Annotated in this window: 17 protein-coding genes and 1 pseudogene; 14 read left to right on the top strand and 4 right to left on the bottom strand. The window is 67.7% G+C overall.

The features are described from left to right. The first annotated feature begins 1 nt into the window (after position 1). On the top strand, positions 2 to 526 hold the full coding sequence (locus KQ303_RS00975; protein ID WP_259728791.1) for a DUF721 domain-containing protein: 525 nt from the start codon (positions 2 to 4) through the stop codon (positions 524 to 526). Here the strand turns inward: KQ303_RS00975 and KQ303_RS00970 are convergent. The 3 genes from KQ303_RS00970 to KQ303_RS00960 are packed head-to-tail and all read right to left on the bottom strand — an operon-like array spanning position 520 to position 4,524. Next, positions 520 to 2,388, bottom strand: a complete 1,869-nt coding sequence (locus KQ303_RS00970) for an ArnT family glycosyltransferase (protein ID WP_399232604.1) — start codon at positions 2,386 to 2,388, stop codon at positions 520 to 522. The genes KQ303_RS00975 and KQ303_RS00970 overlap by 7 nt on opposite strands. A gap of 25 nt (positions 2,389 to 2,413) precedes the next feature. After that, positions 2,414 to 3,565, bottom strand: a complete 1,152-nt coding sequence (locus tag KQ303_RS00965) for a glycosyltransferase (protein WP_259728790.1) — start codon at positions 3,563 to 3,565, stop codon at positions 2,414 to 2,416. Beyond that, positions 3,562 to 4,524 carry a DMT family transporter gene (locus tag KQ303_RS00960; protein ID WP_259728789.1) on the bottom strand — a complete coding sequence of 321 codons (963 nt, stop codon included), beginning with the start codon at positions 4,522 to 4,524 and terminating at the stop codon, positions 3,562 to 3,564. Before KQ303_RS00960 ends, KQ303_RS00965 begins: the two co-directional genes overlap by 4 nt. Positions 4,525 to 4,577: 53 nt before the next feature. Here KQ303_RS00960 and sppA point away from each other — a divergent pair, with 53 nt between their 5' ends. The 11 genes from sppA to KQ303_RS00905 all read left to right on the top strand — a co-directional run bounded on the left by sppA (position 4,578) and on the right by KQ303_RS00905 (position 12,429). After that, a complete protein-coding gene (gene sppA, locus KQ303_RS00955) occupies positions 4,578 to 5,390 on the top strand; it encodes a signal peptide peptidase SppA (RefSeq protein ID WP_094510323.1) in 813 nt (270 codons plus the stop codon). Then, the gene (aroH, locus tag KQ303_RS00950) at positions 5,387 to 5,767 is read left to right on the top strand and encodes a chorismate mutase (protein WP_259728788.1); all 381 of its coding nucleotides are present in this window, start codon (positions 5,387 to 5,389) and stop codon (positions 5,765 to 5,767) included. The genes sppA and aroH overlap by 4 nt, the downstream gene beginning before the upstream one ends. A gap of 90 nt (positions 5,768 to 5,857) precedes the next feature. Beyond that, complete coding sequence (locus KQ303_RS00945) at positions 5,858 to 6,496, top strand: DUF2808 domain-containing protein (RefSeq protein WP_311134093.1); 639 nt, start codon at positions 5,858 to 5,860, stop codon at positions 6,494 to 6,496. A 68-nt stretch (positions 6,497 to 6,564) separates the two neighbouring features. Beyond that, positions 6,565 to 6,702: a 50S ribosomal protein L34 gene (gene rpmH / locus KQ303_RS00940; RefSeq protein WP_006170261.1), complete on the top strand. Its 138-nt coding sequence runs from the start codon at positions 6,565 to 6,567 to the stop codon at positions 6,700 to 6,702. A 37-nt stretch (positions 6,703 to 6,739) separates the two neighbouring features. Beyond that, on the top strand, positions 6,740 to 7,126 hold the full coding sequence (gene rnpA / locus KQ303_RS00935; RefSeq protein WP_259728787.1) for a ribonuclease P protein component: 387 nt from the start codon (positions 6,740 to 6,742) through the stop codon (positions 7,124 to 7,126). Further along, positions 7,123 to 7,575: a PH domain-containing protein gene (locus KQ303_RS00930; RefSeq protein WP_094510327.1), complete on the top strand. Its 453-nt coding sequence runs from the start codon at positions 7,123 to 7,125 to the stop codon at positions 7,573 to 7,575. The genes rnpA and KQ303_RS00930 overlap by 4 nt, the downstream gene beginning before the upstream one ends. A 90-nt stretch (positions 7,576 to 7,665) precedes the next feature. Next, entirely contained in the window at positions 7,666 to 8,805 is a 1,140-nt protein-coding gene (gene yidC / locus KQ303_RS00925) for a membrane protein insertase YidC (RefSeq protein ID WP_259728786.1), read from the top strand. Next, positions 8,802 to 9,347, top strand: coding sequence for a DUF177 domain-containing protein (locus tag KQ303_RS00920; RefSeq protein WP_259728785.1), 546 nt, complete (start codon positions 8,802 to 8,804; stop codon positions 9,345 to 9,347). Before yidC ends, KQ303_RS00920 begins: the two co-directional genes overlap by 4 nt. Positions 9,348 to 9,406: 59 nt before the next feature. Beyond that, the gene (locus tag KQ303_RS00915; protein ID WP_259728784.1) at positions 9,407 to 10,909 is read left to right on the top strand and encodes an AAA family ATPase; all 1,503 of its coding nucleotides are present in this window, start codon (positions 9,407 to 9,409) and stop codon (positions 10,907 to 10,909) included. A gap of 90 nt (positions 10,910 to 10,999) precedes the next feature. Next, entirely contained in the window at positions 11,000 to 11,158 is a 159-nt protein-coding gene (locus KQ303_RS00910) for a hypothetical protein (protein ID WP_198948196.1), read from the top strand. Between the two features lie 275 nt (positions 11,159 to 11,433). Beyond that, the gene (locus tag KQ303_RS00905) at positions 11,434 to 12,429 is read left to right on the top strand and encodes a 2-hydroxyacid dehydrogenase (RefSeq protein WP_259728783.1); all 996 of its coding nucleotides are present in this window, start codon (positions 11,434 to 11,436) and stop codon (positions 12,427 to 12,429) included. Positions 12,430 to 13,299: 870 nt separating this feature from the next. On the opposite strand, the pseudogene KQ303_RS00900 reads toward KQ303_RS00905, so the two are convergent. Then, positions 13,300 to 13,580 (bottom strand): annotated as a pseudogene (locus KQ303_RS00900) (2Fe-2S iron-sulfur cluster-binding protein). A gap of 176 nt (positions 13,581 to 13,756) precedes the next feature. Here KQ303_RS00900 and KQ303_RS00895 point away from each other — a divergent pair. Together KQ303_RS00895 and KQ303_RS00890 are read left to right on the top strand one after the other, a co-directional pair. Next, positions 13,757 to 13,915, top strand: a complete 159-nt coding sequence (locus KQ303_RS00895) for a hypothetical protein (protein WP_259728782.1) — start codon at positions 13,757 to 13,759, stop codon at positions 13,913 to 13,915. A gap of 70 nt (positions 13,916 to 13,985) precedes the next feature. Continuing rightward, positions 13,986 to 14,476, top strand: a 491-nt coding sequence (locus tag KQ303_RS00890) for a FecR domain-containing protein (RefSeq protein ID WP_259728781.1), incomplete at its 3' end; no start/stop codon positions are given.

Here is a 14,476-nt window from a genome sequence, read left to right as displayed (position 1 = left end):
CATGGCGATCGCCCCCCGCGACCAGACCCGTCGCTTCGGCTCCCTGCAGGTGCTGGTGGCGCCGCAGCGGCGGCCTGCCACCGCGGTGGGCACCTGTCTCACCGCCCTCTCTGCCCAGTGGCGCCGCAACGGCAGCTTGGCGGCGCTGTGGCAGGCCTGGCCGAAGGTGGCGGGTGCTCAGCTGGCGCCCCATTGCCGCCCCCTGTCGCTGCAGGCCGGGGTGCTGTGGGTGGGGGCGAACCACCCGCAGTGGCTGCAGGCGCTCCGCTTCAACCGCCATCAGCTGCTGGGAGCGCTGCGGGGCGCGGGCTTCCAGATCCGTGATCTGCGCTTTCAGCACCACCACCCAGCCACCGCTGCCAGCGCTGGCAGCGAGAGTGAGGCAGAGGTCTGGGCTGCCCACCCCAGCCGCATCGATGTGCAAGGCCTCACCGATTGCCCCCGCTGCGGCGCACCCGCTCCAGCTGGTGAATTGAAGCGCTGGGGGCATTGCAGCTTCTGCGTGCGCCAGGCCGGAGCTCAATAGCGCTCCGGCCTTGGATCCCGCCAGCTAGGACGGCCTGCCCCCCTGTTCACCAGCGCCGCGGCGGCGCTCTCCAACCGCGCGCGGTCCACGCGCCAGAGGCGGTAGATGCCGGCGCGATCGAGCTCTTCCCCCTGAACGGCGCGCCAGTAGGGCAGCTGGCTCGTGTTGTGATCGATCACCACGAGCACGGTGGGGGCTTCCGCGCGGGTACTGGGCTGCTGCCCCTCGCGCTGCTCGTGGCGCAGGCGATCGCTGAGGTTCACCATGCCGTCGACGGAAACCCCCTCGTAGATCACCACTCGACCGGTGTAGTAGTGCAGCGAAGGCTTGAGTACCCCCACCATCGCCAGGCCCTCGCTGGGGCGGATCTCCCGCTGCACGCTGGCGGCCATTTCTCGCACCGGTCGCTGCCGCACGCCATCACCGAGTTGCCATAGCGGCAGCAGGGCGAAGAGATGGAATGCCACCAAGGGAAGCTGCAGCCCCAGCAGCCAGCCGGGCACCACTCGCCACAGGCAGAGCAGGCCTACCAGGGCCGCCAGGGTCCAGAACAGGGCTGCCCTCTCGACGAACCCGCTGGCAGTGAGCTCCGCCGTCAGGGTGGGCATCTCTGGATCCTTGATCAGGGGTATCCAGGTGTTGGACACCCAAAGCGCCACCGCCACCGTGGTGGTGAGCAGCACGGTGGTGGCCTGGGCGAGCAGGAACCAGCGGCCGGCCCCAGCGCCACGCCCTTCGCCGTCCCGCCTGCCGATTTCGCCGTCCTGGGCCGCCAGGGAGATCAGCAGGCCCGCCGCCGGGGTGGCAGGCAGCCAGTAGCTCGGCAGTTTTGTGGCTGCCATGGTGAAGAACACCAGCACAGCCAGCAACCACCAGGCGGCAAAGCTGCGCAAGGAGTGCTGGGGCGCCCTCGGGGTCCTGGCCAGGCCACGCTTCAGGCCGAGCAGCAGCAGCGGTGTGAATGGCAGGCTGGCGATCACCAGCACCGGCAGGAAAAACCACCAGGGCTGGAGATGGTCGTTCACCACCGAACTGAAGCGCTGCAGGTTGTGGTAGCCAAAGAAGCTGTCCCAGAAGGGCTGCCCCTCCACCACCAGCATCGCGGCATACCAGGGCATGGCCACCAGCGCTGTGATCACCAGGCCGCGCCCGGCCTTCAGCCGTGCCCAGAGGGCCGGCAGACTGCCCTGATGCCACCCGAAGCCGACGAGGGTGAGGCCGGCGAGCACCACAGCCACCGGCCCCTTGGCCAGCACCGCCAGGCCCAGCACCAGCCAGCCTGGCCACCAGGGGCGGCCGGGGTCGGCCCAGGCCTGCCACAGCAGCAGCAGGCTCACGGCCAGACAGCCGCTGAGCAGGGCATCGCTGACGCCGATGCGCCCCCACAGCAGCACCAACGGAGAAAGCGCAAAGGCCAGGGCCGCCACCACGGCGCTGCGGGCAGGCCGCCGGGGCAGCCGTTCTCCCCCCGGGCCCAGGCTGGGCTGGGGCCAGCGCAGCAGGGTGGCGCAGAGGGCCAGCATCACGCCGATGCTGGAGAGGGCTGACGGCAGGCCGGCGGCCCAGCTGCCGAGCGGGTCGAAGCGGGCGTGATCCGGCAGGGCGTACACCAGCCCCATCAGCCAATAGACCAACGGCGGCTTGTCGTAGCGGGGCAGTCCGTTCACCCGCGGGGTCAGCCAGTCGCCGGTCTCGGCCATCGCCCGGGCGGCGCCAGCAAAAAGCGGTGGCGTTTCGTCCACCAGCCCAGCCTCGCCGAGTTGCAGAACGAAGATCCCCAGCCCGAGCACTGCCGTGACAAGGAGCGCAAGCCGCCAGCCCTTGCCTCGACGAACCGCGGCCGGCGGGTTGGCAGGGGGCACGAGCACCGGAACGATCGTGGGAAACCTACGTCCCGGCGTCCGGCGTCCGGCCCGCCGTTTGACCTTGTAGTGAATGACCGGCGGGGGAGCCTGGCTCCAGACCGGCCAGCAGCCAGGCCTCCACGCGCCCTGCGAATGCCTCCCGCGAGGCATGGCGCTCCACCCAGTGCCTGCAGGCCAGCCGGTCGAGGCCTTCGGCGGCAAGCACGGCCGCCTGCATCGCCTCCAGGTCGTCGGGAGGAACGAGCAGGCCGTTGACACCGGGCACCACCAGCTCGCCGGGGCCGCCACGGCGGTAGGCCACCACAGGCACACCGCAGGCCATCGCCTCCACCACCACGTTGCCGAAGGCTTCGTTCCATTTCGGCGTGTTCAGGAACACGCGGCAGCCGCCGAGCTCCGCCTGCAGCTCCCCGGTGGGCAGAAAGCCGCGCCAGTGCACGGTGCCGGCCGGCACCGCCGCCTCCACCGCTTCCCGGTAGGCGGCGTCTTCCACCACCCCCCACACCAGCAAGCGCCGGCCCAGCCCGGCGGCCACCCGCGCCGCGTCGATCAACCCCTTCTCCGGAGCGATGCGTCCGGCCCATCCCAGGGGGGCTTCCGGGTCGGGCTCGGCGCGGAAGCGATATGCCGCCAGATCGAAACCGTTGCCCAGCACCAGCGGCGGGCCGGGCAGGTCGAAATCCGCCGCCTGGGAGCGCGTGTGGAAGGCCAGCCGCCCCGGGCAGCGCCGCGCCACATCGGCGATCACCGCATCCATCACCCGCGCCACCGAGCCCATGCTCACCAGATGGAACAGCGGCGTGGCGCAGTGGGGCGTGAGCCAGAGAGGCAGCCAGTCGTAGGCCAGGTTGAGCACCGCGTCGAAGCTGCCCTGCTCCTGCAGCACCCGGTCCCACAGGGCCGGCAGCAGGCCGTCGGCAGGGATCTGCACGGCACTGTCGTGGCTCTGGTGCTGCCAGCTGGGCTGGTCGTGGCCAGGGCAGGTCCAGAGCTGCACCGCCCCGCTGCCGGGGGGCAGCCGGGAACCTTCACCGGCTAGCACCGTGAGCCGGTGGCCGCGCCCGCCCAGTCCTGCCACCAGCGCCGCCAGGGTGAGCTCCACGCCCCCACCCCGGCCACTGCCGAGCGTGCCCACCGGCGTGCTCACCAGCAACAGCCGCAAACCCGTGCTCATGGGGCCGGCTCCGGTGTGGCGCTGGCGGGCACCCACAGTTGGCGGCGCCGGTTGATCAGCAGCACCGACACCATCGCCAGGGCGGCCCCCAGCCACTGCAGCGGGCGCAGGTGCTCATCCAGCAGCAGCAGACCGCAGAGCAGGGCGAACACCGGGGTGAGGAAGGTGAGGGCCGAAAAGCCGGTGAGATCGCCGCTGCTGGCGAACCAGAAAAACAGGCCGTAGGCCAGGGCGCTGCCCAGGAGGCTGGCGTAGGCCATCCAGCCCCATTCCTGCAGGGTCCAGGTCGGCCAGAAGGGCGGCAGCGCCGGATCGAGGGCGGGCCCCAGTGCAGCACCGATCAGCAGCGGCACCCCGCCGATCACCATGTGCCAGCCGGTGATGGCCACCGGATCGCTGCGCCGCATCGCAAAGCGGCAGAGCACCGTGCCCACCGCCATCGCCACGGCGGCGCCCAGCATCCAGAGCTCGCCGTGGCTCCAGGCCCGCGCCCCGAAGCTGATGGGACCCTCCAGCCACCAGTGCTGGAGCAGCGGCGCCGGCAAGCCCAGGCAGAGGATGCCGGCCAGCCCCAGCAACAGGCCGAGCCAGCCCACCGGGTTGATCGCTTCGCCGAACAGGGCACGGGCCAGCAGCGCCACCAGCAGCGGCTGCGAATCGATCAGCACAGAGCCCAGCCCGGCGCCGGTTCCCTCCAGCCCGCGCGCCAGCAGTCCCTGAAACAGTGTGCCGTCCACAAGCGCGAAGGCCAGCAGCCAGAGCCGGTCGGCGGGATCCACCCCGAGCGGGCGCCGCAGCGCTACGGCGGCCAGCAGCACGGCCACGCCGGCCGGCAGCAGACGCATCCAGGCCAGCGTGAGCGGCCCGCTGTGGGCGAGCAGCGGCTTCATCGCCGCCATCGCCGTTCCCCACAGCGCGAAGGGAAGCAGCATCGGCAGCCAACGGAAAACGGGAGTCATCGGAGCGGCCGCCAACAACCTTTTTAAGATCCAGCCACTACGTGCCGCAGCGCATGCCCTGGCCCTGGCGCCGAAAGTCCCGCAAAACCCTGGCCCGCGTCGTGATCGAGGGACCGATCGCCGGGGGCACGCGCGAGCGGGTGCTCAAGGCGTTGCGCCAGGTGGAGGAACGGGAATGCCCGGCCCTGCTGCTGCGCATCGACACCCCTGGTGGCACCGTCGGCGACAGCCAGGAGATCCACGCCGCCCTGCTCCGCCTGCGGGACAAGGGTTGCCGAGTGGTGGCCAGCTTCGGCAATATCTCCGCTTCCGGCGGGGTGTACGTGGGGGTGGCGGCGGAGCGCATTGTGTCCAATCCGGGCACGATCACTGGCTCGATCGGCGTGATCCTGCGGGGCAACAACCTTTCCCGCCTGCTTGAGAGGGTGGGCATCAGCTTCGAGACGGTCAAGAGCGGCCCCTACAAGGACATCCTTTCCCCCGACCGCGCCCTCACCACCGAGGAGCGCAGCCTGCTGCAGGGCTTGATTGATTCCAGCTACGACCAGTTCGTGGCGGCGGTCGCCACCGGTCGGTGCCTCAGTGAGGAAGTGGTGCGTGGCTTCGCCGATGGGCGGGTGTTCACGGGCGCTCAGGCCCTTGAGCTGGGCCTGGTGGATGAACTGGGCGACGAGGACACCGCCCGCCGGCTGGCGGCCCGGTTGGCAGGCCTCGATGAACAGGAGGTGCGTCCCACTACCTTCGGCAAGCCCGCGAAGCGGGTGCTGTCGTTCCTGCCAGGCCGCAACCTCTTCGCCGGCCTCCACCAGGCGCTCAGCCTGGAACTGGCCTGGAGCGGCCAGCCGCTCTGGCTCTGGCGGCCATGAACCAGCCACTTGCGCTGCGGGCGCTGCGGGCCGCAATCACAGTCGAGGCCAACACCAGCTCGGCCATCGCCGAGGCAGTGGCCGAGCTGCTCGACGCCCTGATTGCCCGCAATGGCCTGGAGGGCCCGCAGGTGCTCTCGGTCACCTTCTCGGTCACCCCCGACCTGAACGCCTGCTTCCCTGCGGCGATCGCCCGCCGCTATCCCGGCTGGGACGCGGTGGCTTTGCTGGACTGCCAGCAGATGGCGGTGACCGGCGACCTTCCTCGCTGCATCCGGCTGCTGGCCCACGCCTGGATGGAGGACTCCCGCCCTCCGGCCCATCCGTACCTGCGCGAGGCAGCCCGGTTGCGTCCGGACAGATCCGGTCATAACTGACAGCTCTGCCGCTGCACCCGCCTGGGCTGAACCGCCGGAACAGGGGAGGGAGAATGCACCCACAGCCTTTCGGCCCCCACCCCCGTCCCAATGACCCTTCCGTTGCTCGGCCCGCTCCGCTCCCGTCCGGCGCGTCCGGTGAGCCCGTTGCGGCGGCGATTCTCCCGGGCCGGCGCTGCGCTGGCTCTAGCCCTGGCCGGCACGGCCCTGGCGGCCACCATCGGCGATGTGCCCGCAGCCCGCTCCCAGGGCACGCCGGGCCTGCTGGAATTCCGCTGGGACAACAACCGGGATTACCGCAAGCTCTACTTCTTCATGACCGAGACGGCACGGCTGAAGCGCTCGGAGTATTACCTGATCCTGAGGCCCAAAGACCGCAACACGGCCATTCTCAAGCTCACCGTGGCCGTGCCTGCCACCTTCGACACCCAGATCAATCCCAAGGACCTCAAGCTCTGCGTGATGCATGAAGGCGGTGTGATGTCGCGCACCCGCTGCAAGGAGCAGATCCCCGCCACCATCGAGGTGAACGCCAATGGCAAGGCGATCGAGATCTTCCCTGACCGCCCCATCCCCGACGACATCACCATCGGGGTGTACATGAACCTGTTCAATCCCTTCAACACGGGCATGTATCAGTTCAACGCCCTGGCACAGGCGCCAGGGGATGTGCCATTTGCCGGCTACCTGGGCAGCTGGCTGATCCAGATCGACCCCACCAACAACTGAGCCCGGGCCCACGGGCACCTGCCTGATAAGTTGGCCAATCGACCACAAGCAAGACCCAGAGCGGCACCATGACGAAGCGCACCCTCGAAGGAACCAGCCGCAAACGCAAGCGCGTCTCCGGATTCCGGGTGCGCATGCGCTCCCACACCGGCCGCCGCGTGATCCGCACCCGCCGCCGCCGCGGCCGTGCCCGCCTGGCCGTCTGATCCGATTCCCTTTGCCAGGCCGTTCAGGCCCTTCTCCATGGCCTTGCCCGCCGCGCTGAGGCTGCGGAGCCGCCGGGCCTTCGACCGCCTCTACCGCAACGGCCGCAGGGTGCATGGATCGCTCCTGGTGTTGCGCGTCACTGAGGCGGACCCCGCCCTCCTGCGCACCGGTGGCCCACACCCGCCCAGCCGCTGGCGTTGTGCCGTGGTGGTGAGCAGCAAGGTCAGCAAGCTGGCGGTGCGGCGCAATCAGCTGCGGCGCCAGCTTCACACCTGGCTCCACCAGCGCTGTGCCGGCCCCCAGCCCTCCGGCCGTGCCCTCTGGCTGCTGCTCAGCCTCAAGCCGGGCAGCGCGGACGCGGACCCCGAGGCCTTGCTGGGAGAATGTGCGGAGCTGTTTCGCAAGGCAGGTCTGAGCCCATGAGCGGTACCCCGGCCGATGGTCTCCCCGTGATCCCCACCATTCCCGAACCCGTCTTTTATGAGGGTGGTCCGGCCAAGGGCGACCTGATCTTCAACCTCCTGCTCGGTCTCACCTTGATCGGCATCCCCTTCGCCGTGGGGGCCATCGTGCGTGCGCTGTGGCTGCGCTTCCGCATCACCAGCCGGCGCATCTCCGTGAGCGGTGGCTGGCTGGGCCGCGACCGCAGCCAGGTGGTGTACAGCCAGATCCGCGAGCTGCGCTCGGTGCCCCGCGGCTTCGGCGCCTGGGGCGACATGGTGCTGGTGCTCAACGATGGCGCCAAGCTTGAAATGCGCTCCGTGCCCCGCTTCCGCGAAACAGAGGCCTACATCCTTGAGCGCATGGCAGCCAAGACCAGCGCCGCGGCAGGAACGAAGGGATTCGGCGATGCCCAGCTGGCCACGGCCTGACGCCCCCCACTCCCTCCCGGTGCGCTCGCTCCGCCCCATTGGTCGGGCACACTGGGCCGATCAGATCCTTCCCCCCGTCCCCACCCCGCTGTGATCGGCTACATCTCCGACAACCTGCTGCTCCCCATCCTCGATTTCTTCTACGGATTGGTGCCGAGCTACGGGCTGGCCATCATCGCGCTCACCGTGGTGATCCGGCTGGCGCTCTTCCCGCTGAGCGCCGGCTCCATCCGCAGTGCCCGCCGCATGCGCATCGCCCAGCCGGTGATGCAGAAGCGTCAGGCGGAGATCAAATCGCGCTACGCCAGCAACCCCCAGAAGCAGCAGGAAGAGCTGGGCAAGTTGATGAAGGAGTTCGGCAGCCCGCTGGCTGGCTGCCTGCCGCTGGTGGTTCAGATGCCGATCCTGTTTGCCCTGTTCGCCACCCTGCGGGGGTCCCCCTTCGCCGATGTGCCCTACACCCTGAACCTCAAGGTGCTCCCCGCCGACCAGATCGCTGCGGTGGAAGCGAAGCCCTTCAACAGCGCCAGTCATTCGATCTTCATCACCGAAACCAGCCACGTGCCGGTGGTAGCCAGCCTTGAGCAAGGCACCAAGCTCGGCGTCGGCGACACGGCCCAGATCGAGCTGCACACCCGTGACGGCAAGCCGTTCACCTCCGTCCTCGCCGATGTGGAGAACGGTTCGGCCTTCCTTCCCACCTGGTTGGTCACCAAAGGCGATGGCGTGGTGGCGGTCAGCGACGACGGCAAGATCACGGCCATCGGCACCGGTGACGCCACGGTGGAGGCCAAGGTGCCCGGCCTGGCAGCCCGCAGCGGCTTCCTGTTCATCAAGGCGCTCGGTCAGGTGGGCTTCTACACCGATGGGGCGATCAACTGGGACATCGCCATCCTGGTGGGAGCTTTCGGCGCCAGCCTGTTCGTCTCCCAGATCCTTTCGGGCATGGGCATGCCGCCGAACCCGCAGCAGTCCACCGCCAACAAGATCACGCCCGTGATGATCACCGGCATGTTCCTGTTCTTCCCGTTGCCCGCCGGGGTCCTGCTTTACATGGTGGTGGCGAACATCTTCCAGGGCCTGCAGACCTTCCTGCTCACCCGCGAAGCCCTTCCGGACAACCTCCAGGAGATTCTTGATCAGCAGCTTGCTCAGCAGACCGTGTCGGTGGCCTCCAGCGGCGCCGCCTCCCTCGACCGGCTGCCGTTTGAGCCCAAGAGCAAGAAGTGACGCAGCGCTGCCCCTCCCACCCTCCGCAGGCGGTGCCGCTGCAGCCGATCCCCCTGCAGCAGCTGCGGCTGATGCCCCTGGGGTGTCACTGGGAGGTCGACCAGCATCTGCCGGCCCTCACCACCCTCACGCCGGTGCGGGGCACGATCACTGCCCTGCATGGCGGCAGCGTGCTGGAGGTGAGCGGTGCGGCCCACACGATCATCACCCTCTGCTGCGACCGCTGCCTGCGCCACTACAACCAGCCGATCGCCTTCAAGGAGCGTGAACCGCTCTGGATCGGCGAGGCTGAACCGAGCGAGCCAGATGACGACCCTCTCGATGGCCCCTGCGAGCGCCTCGATCCCCAGGGCAGTTTCGATCCCGCCCATTGGCTGTTCGAGCAGCTCAGCCTGCAATGGCCCCTGCGCAACCATTGCGGCCCCGACTGCCCCGGGCCTGCCAGCTGGGGCACCCACGACGCGGCCCCGAGCCCAGATCCCGCTTCCCAGGATGGTGCTGCGATCGACCCGCGCTGGGCGCGGTTGCGTGAGCTCCGCTGATCCGCTCCCATGCCCCACGTCGCCGCTCCCTTCCCGTTCAGCGCCCCTGAAGCCGGCCGATGACGGCTCCCTGGATCGACCAGCTGGATCTGCTGATCCGTTCGCGCACGCCGATCCTCTGGATCCGCAGCCCTGAAGAGGAGCGCATCCAGGCGCTGCTCACCACCGCGGCCGAGCGACTGGGCCAGCGGCTGCTGCTGCGCTGGGATTTCGTGCAGGGGCTGGAGGGCCTGCCTAACCGGCGGGGGGAGGCAGCCCGCAACCCGATGGCGGCGCTCGACAGCATCGAATCCCTGCCTCCGGATCAACCAGCGATCCTGCTGCTGCTGGATTTCAACCGCTACTGCGAGGACCCGGGCATCTCGCGCCGCCTGCGTAATCTGGCTACCAGCCTGCGCCGCCAGCCCCGCACCCTGGTGATCACGGCCCCCGACTGGCAGGTGCCGCGCGAACTGGAGGAGTGCATCACCGTGCTCGAGCTGCCCCTTCCCAGTCCCAGCGAGATCAGCCAGCTGCTCACCAACATCGGTCAGGCCAGCGGCCGGCCGCCGGAGCCTGCCCTGCTGGAGCAACTGGCCCACTGCTGCAGCGGCCTCACCGAGCAACGCATCCGTCAGGTGGCCGCCCGGGCCCTGGCCCGCCGGGGGCAGCTCGGTGAGGCCGATCTCAACGAAGTGCTGGAGGAGAAGCGGCAGGCGATCGCCCGTAGCGAGTTGCTGGAGTATTGCCCCACTGAAGCCACCCCCTCCGACATCGGCGGCCTCGATGCCCTCAAGCATTGGTTGAAGCAGCGCAAGCTGGCCTTCAGCGACGAGGCCGAGCGCTACGGCCTGCCGCTGCCCCGCGGCGTGCTGCTGGTCGGTCCACAGGGAACGGGCAAATCGCTCACCGCCAAGGCGATCGCCCACAGCTGGGCGATGCCGCTGCTGCGCCTGGATGTGGGACGCCTGTTCGCTGGCCTGGTGGGGGCCAGCGAGGCCCGAACCCGCGACATGATCCGCCGCGCCGAGGCCATGGCCCCCTGCGTGCTCTGGATCGACGAGATCGACAAGGGCTTCGGTGGCGACAGCCGCAGCGACGGCGGCACCAGCCAGCGGGTGCTGGCCAGCCTGCTCACCTGGATGGCGGAGAAAACCTCCGCCGTGTTCGTGGTGGCCACGGCCAACGGGGTGGACAGCCTGCCCCCCGAGCTGATGCGCAAAGGGCGCTTCGACGAGATCTTCCTGCTTGATCTGCCTGATGCGGCCGAGCGGTTGGCGATTCTCGATCTGCAGCTGCGCCGGCGGCGCCCCGACCACCGCATCCCCCTGGATGTGCTGGTGGATCGCACCGCTGGCTTCTCCGGCGCGGAACTGGAGCAGGTGGTGGTGGAGGCCATGCACCTGGCCTTCGGTGACCACCGGGAGTTCGGCGAACCCGATCTGATCGCCGCTGCCAGTGATCTGGTGCCGCTGTCGCGCACGGCGCGTGAACAGCTGGAGGCGCTCAAACACTGGGCCGAGAGTGGTCGAGCCCGCCCGGCCTCCAGATTGCGCGGCGTAACGAAAACAGACGCCGAGTAACGAACCCCGACGCCGGGTAACGAAACCAAGGGAATGGCGAAGTCTCCGCAATCTCCATCCCTACGGTGCCGTGCAGTTGTACAGAACACCGTGGATCGTCCCGCCGTTGCTACCCAGATCGCCGTGGCTTGTCTTGGTGCCGGTGTGGTGACCACCTTCGCCGTGGCCCAGGGTCAGAATCCCCTCACCGCCCTCGGCATCACCCTGTTTTCCGCTCTCGCCGCTGTGATGGTGGGCCAGGTTCTCTGAACCCACACAGGCCAGGGTTGACGGTCGTTGTGGCTGGTTAGGGTCGCCTGGATGATCCATCCAGTGCGGTTCGTTTGGTCATGGATGCTTCGAAGCCTTCGCTGAACGTTGAGGCCACGGCCCGCCACGTTCAGCCTTCGGTCTCTCACGCTGAGCCCTCGGTCACTCACCCCGAGTCCTCGGCCGCACCCGCCGGGTCTTCGGCTATTCACTCTGAGCCTGCAGCCACACAGGCGCTGTCTTCTGACGACCCCCTGGACCCTGCCGCCACGGCGTTGATCGTGGCGGTCTTTGATGCGAAGCCCTACGACAGGCTCCATCTTCCGGCAGCCACCGGGGCGGATGTGCAGCTTCGCTTTCTTGCCTTTCGCCTCACCGCGGATACTGCCGCCGCCGCTGAAGGGGCGCAGGCTGTCTGTGTCTTCGTCAACGATGTGGTCGACCGGGCCTGTATCCAGCAGCTGGTGGCCAGGGGCATCACGCTGGTGGCCCTGCGTTGCACCGGCTTCAACAACATCGATCTGGATTCAGCCAGGGAACTGGGGCTCACGGTGACCCATGTTCCGGCCTATTCCCCCTATGCGGTGGCTGAACATGCTGTGGCGTTGCTACTGAGCCTGAACCGCAAGGTGCACCGGGCTTATAACCGGGTGCGGGAGATGAATTTCTCGCTGCAGGGACTGGTGGGGAGCGATCTGCATCGCAAGACGGTGGGAATCGTGGGTACGGGCAAGATCGGCAAGATCGTGGCACGCATTCTTCACGGCTTCGGCATGGTGGTGGTGGCCTACGACCCCTATCCCGACCCCGCCTGGGCGGCGCGGGAGGGCATCACCTATCTCGACCCGATCACATTGGCCTCGATGAGTGATGTGATCTCCCTGCACGTTCCGCTCACGCCGGAAACCCATCACATCATTCGGCGCGAAACCATTGAGCGCATGAAGCCGGGCGTGATTCTCGTCAATGTCAGCCGTGGCGGCCTGATTGACACCTCCGCGCTGATCGAGGCACTCAAGTCGGGCCGGCTCGGTGGCGTGGCACTCGATGTCTATGAGGAAGAGGAGGGGGTGTTCTTCGAGGATCTCTCCAGCCATGTGCTTCAGGACGATCTGCTCGCCAGGCTGCTCACTTTCCCCAACGTGCTGATCACCGCCCACCAGGCCTTCCTCACCCATGAGGCGCTCGGTGATATCGCCCGCGTGACCGGTGCCAACCTGCGGGCACTGGCGGCGGCGCACCCCTTCCTGAAGGGTTCCGTGCTCACCTGACGACGGCATCGTTCTCCCCCATGGATCCACACACCCCTGCCCAGCTGCGGCAGCTCATGCCGGCGCTGGCGAACAAGAGCTACTTCAACTAGGCAAGCCGTATTTTGGAAGCCTGTCTCTGACAGCGATTTGACTGGGTTTCGAGGGGGCTTGGGCCACGCCTTGGGCCACATTCTTAGGCTACGAGGTTGGGCTTCGCTGCTGGTCTGACTCTTCAAGGCCGTCCAACGGAACCCATTGGCGATTGGTGGCCCCTGAGAGCTTCGATCAGGTGGCTTTGTCATTCGTGCCGTGGCGTTGGTGCCCACGCTTGGCCGCATCCGCTCCGCCCCGGTCATCGATTGCTTGGCCGCGGTCGAACCCACCCTCCACCCTGAGCTGGAGGCGGTGATGCGCCAGTGCCTGCAGCTGGCCTTGCCGGCGGAGGTGACTTCCCCGGCCTTTTCCTGGCCCTTCCTTGGTATGGTTTCAGTTAAATCAATACTGGGGACTCGCTTCGGCCAGAATCGGTCCGCCCAGGATGCCGGCCGCCGCCTTGAACAGACCTAAACCCCATCCGTGGCGCGCCCGTCTGGCCCTGGCGGCGGTTGTGTTGTTTACCAGCGCTGTCACGCCACTGCGGGCCAATACCTTTAGCGTCAACACTGATGGGCGTACCACTCACTTCAACCTGGGTGGTGGTCCCGTGGTTTGCTTGTGGATAGACGCAGACAACGTCCCACCAGGGGAGGTCGTGCCAACAATTTTTGGGCAGGGATTTATGAGGATGAAATGCACCTCCACCAACCCCATCACCGGCCAAGTGCGAGTGCAGAACTGCATAACTGATAGAGACCGCGACACAACCGAGTGCGTGGATGAGCCGAAGCCCTAAAGATCCGCCTGCCCTGAGGCGCGGATCGTGCAATCACTGAGGGGATAGCTCACTGATAGCAGCGCGTAGCCCTATTGATCTGATCGTCATCGAGGAAGCTCTGATCCGCCTGATTTACGCTGCTGGCCAGCACCTTGCCGGCACAGGCGCTGCAGGCGCCGGCGTGGCAGAAACAGGGCAGATCGACCCCCTTCTCGTCGGCGGAGTCAAGGATTTACTGATCATCGCCACAGGGGAAGCTGCGGCCGTCTTCGAGCGTGATCGTGTACGAAGCCATGGCGGGGCGATCGGGGCTGATCTCGTTCTAATCCTGTAAACGGACCAGGACGAAGATGACAGGGATTCCAGTACGGCGACCAGTCGGCTCAGCGTCGTTGGCAACCCGTGCATGCCTGCCGTCCGTTGCTATCGCAGCCTCAGGCTGATGGACCTGGAGAGACCCAGACCATACCCATGACCTCCCGCGAACCGGCCGCCAGTCCTCCATCTCTGCCCGACGCCGACTGTTACCGGCGTCGGCTGCAGGTGGTGCCCCAGGGTCCCCATGGGGTGAAGGGCTGGCCCATGCCTTTGGAGGTGCATACCCTGCTGGCGCTCCTGGCTGAAGACTGAGGAGTGCCAATCGACGTGGCTTCTCCAAAACCGGGGGCAGAATAGCTGACCCTCGCGGCGCTTGCCCCAGATGGTGCTGTTCCCTCTGCGTCTGGGACGCCTGAGCGCTCTGGCCTTGGCGGCGTGCCTTGCCGGTGTCGCCTGCCCCGGCGCCCGGGCCGCCGTTTCGGCCACCGTGCAGGAAATCCTCGATGGCAAGGAGCTCTACATCGACAGCAAACCGGCGCGGGTGAAGGATAAGGCAAATGCCCCCCAGCGGGTGAGCACGGGCAACAGCCGCGGTCAGCTGGCCTTCGAGAGTGGTGCGGCGGGTCGCCTCAACCGTTTCTCCCAGCTCAAGCTTGGCGCCGACTGCTTCCTGCTCGGCAAGGGGCAGATCCTGGTGTCCGGTAAGCAGAACGGCTGCATCAAGTCGTCACGCATGAGCGTGCGTGGCACCAATTACGTGATTGACGTTTCTGAAAGTGGCGAGGCCGAGCTCTCGGTGCTGGAGGGTTCAGTGGAGGTGACCCCCAGCCGTAATGGGCAGCCCACCGGCGCCGCCTCCACCGTGGTGGAGGC

The organism is Synechococcus sp. CS-1333, from assembly GCF_025128015.1.
Lineage (GTDB): Bacteria > Cyanobacteriota > Cyanobacteriia > PCC-6307 > Cyanobiaceae > MW101C3.
This window is presented reverse-complemented; position numbering and strand designations above follow the sequence as displayed.

What these genes read in the sequence shown, in the direction of transcription:
- KQ303_RS00975 (WP_259728791.1), top strand. Translation starts at nt 2, where the DNA reads ATGGCGATCGCCCCCCGCGACCAGACCCGTCGCTTCGGCTCCCTGCAG.
- KQ303_RS00965 (WP_259728790.1), bottom strand. Translation starts at nt 3,565, where the DNA reads ATGAGCACGGGTTTGCGGCTGTTGCTGGTGAGCACGCCGGTGGGCACG.
- KQ303_RS00960 (WP_259728789.1), bottom strand. Translation starts at nt 4,524, where the DNA reads ATGACTCCCGTTTTCCGTTGGCTGCCGATGCTGCTTCCCTTCGCGCTG.
- sppA (WP_094510323.1), top strand. Translation starts at nt 4,578, where the DNA reads ATGCCCTGGCCCTGGCGCCGAAAGTCCCGCAAAACCCTGGCCCGCGTC.
- aroH (WP_259728788.1), top strand. Translation starts at nt 5,387, where the DNA reads ATGAACCAGCCACTTGCGCTGCGGGCGCTGCGGGCCGCAATCACAGTC.
- KQ303_RS00945 (WP_311134093.1), top strand. Translation starts at nt 5,858, where the DNA reads ATGACCCTTCCGTTGCTCGGCCCGCTCCGCTCCCGTCCGGCGCGTCCG.
- rpmH (WP_006170261.1), top strand. Translation starts at nt 6,565, where the DNA reads ATGACGAAGCGCACCCTCGAAGGAACCAGCCGCAAACGCAAGCGCGTC.
- rnpA (WP_259728787.1), top strand. Translation starts at nt 6,740, where the DNA reads ATGGCCTTGCCCGCCGCGCTGAGGCTGCGGAGCCGCCGGGCCTTCGAC.
- KQ303_RS00930 (WP_094510327.1), top strand. Translation starts at nt 7,123, where the DNA reads ATGAGCGGTACCCCGGCCGATGGTCTCCCCGTGATCCCCACCATTCCC.
- KQ303_RS00915 (WP_259728784.1), top strand. Translation starts at nt 9,407, where the DNA reads ATGACGGCTCCCTGGATCGACCAGCTGGATCTGCTGATCCGTTCGCGC.
- KQ303_RS00895 (WP_259728782.1), top strand. Translation starts at nt 13,757, where the DNA reads ATGACCTCCCGCGAACCGGCCGCCAGTCCTCCATCTCTGCCCGACGCC.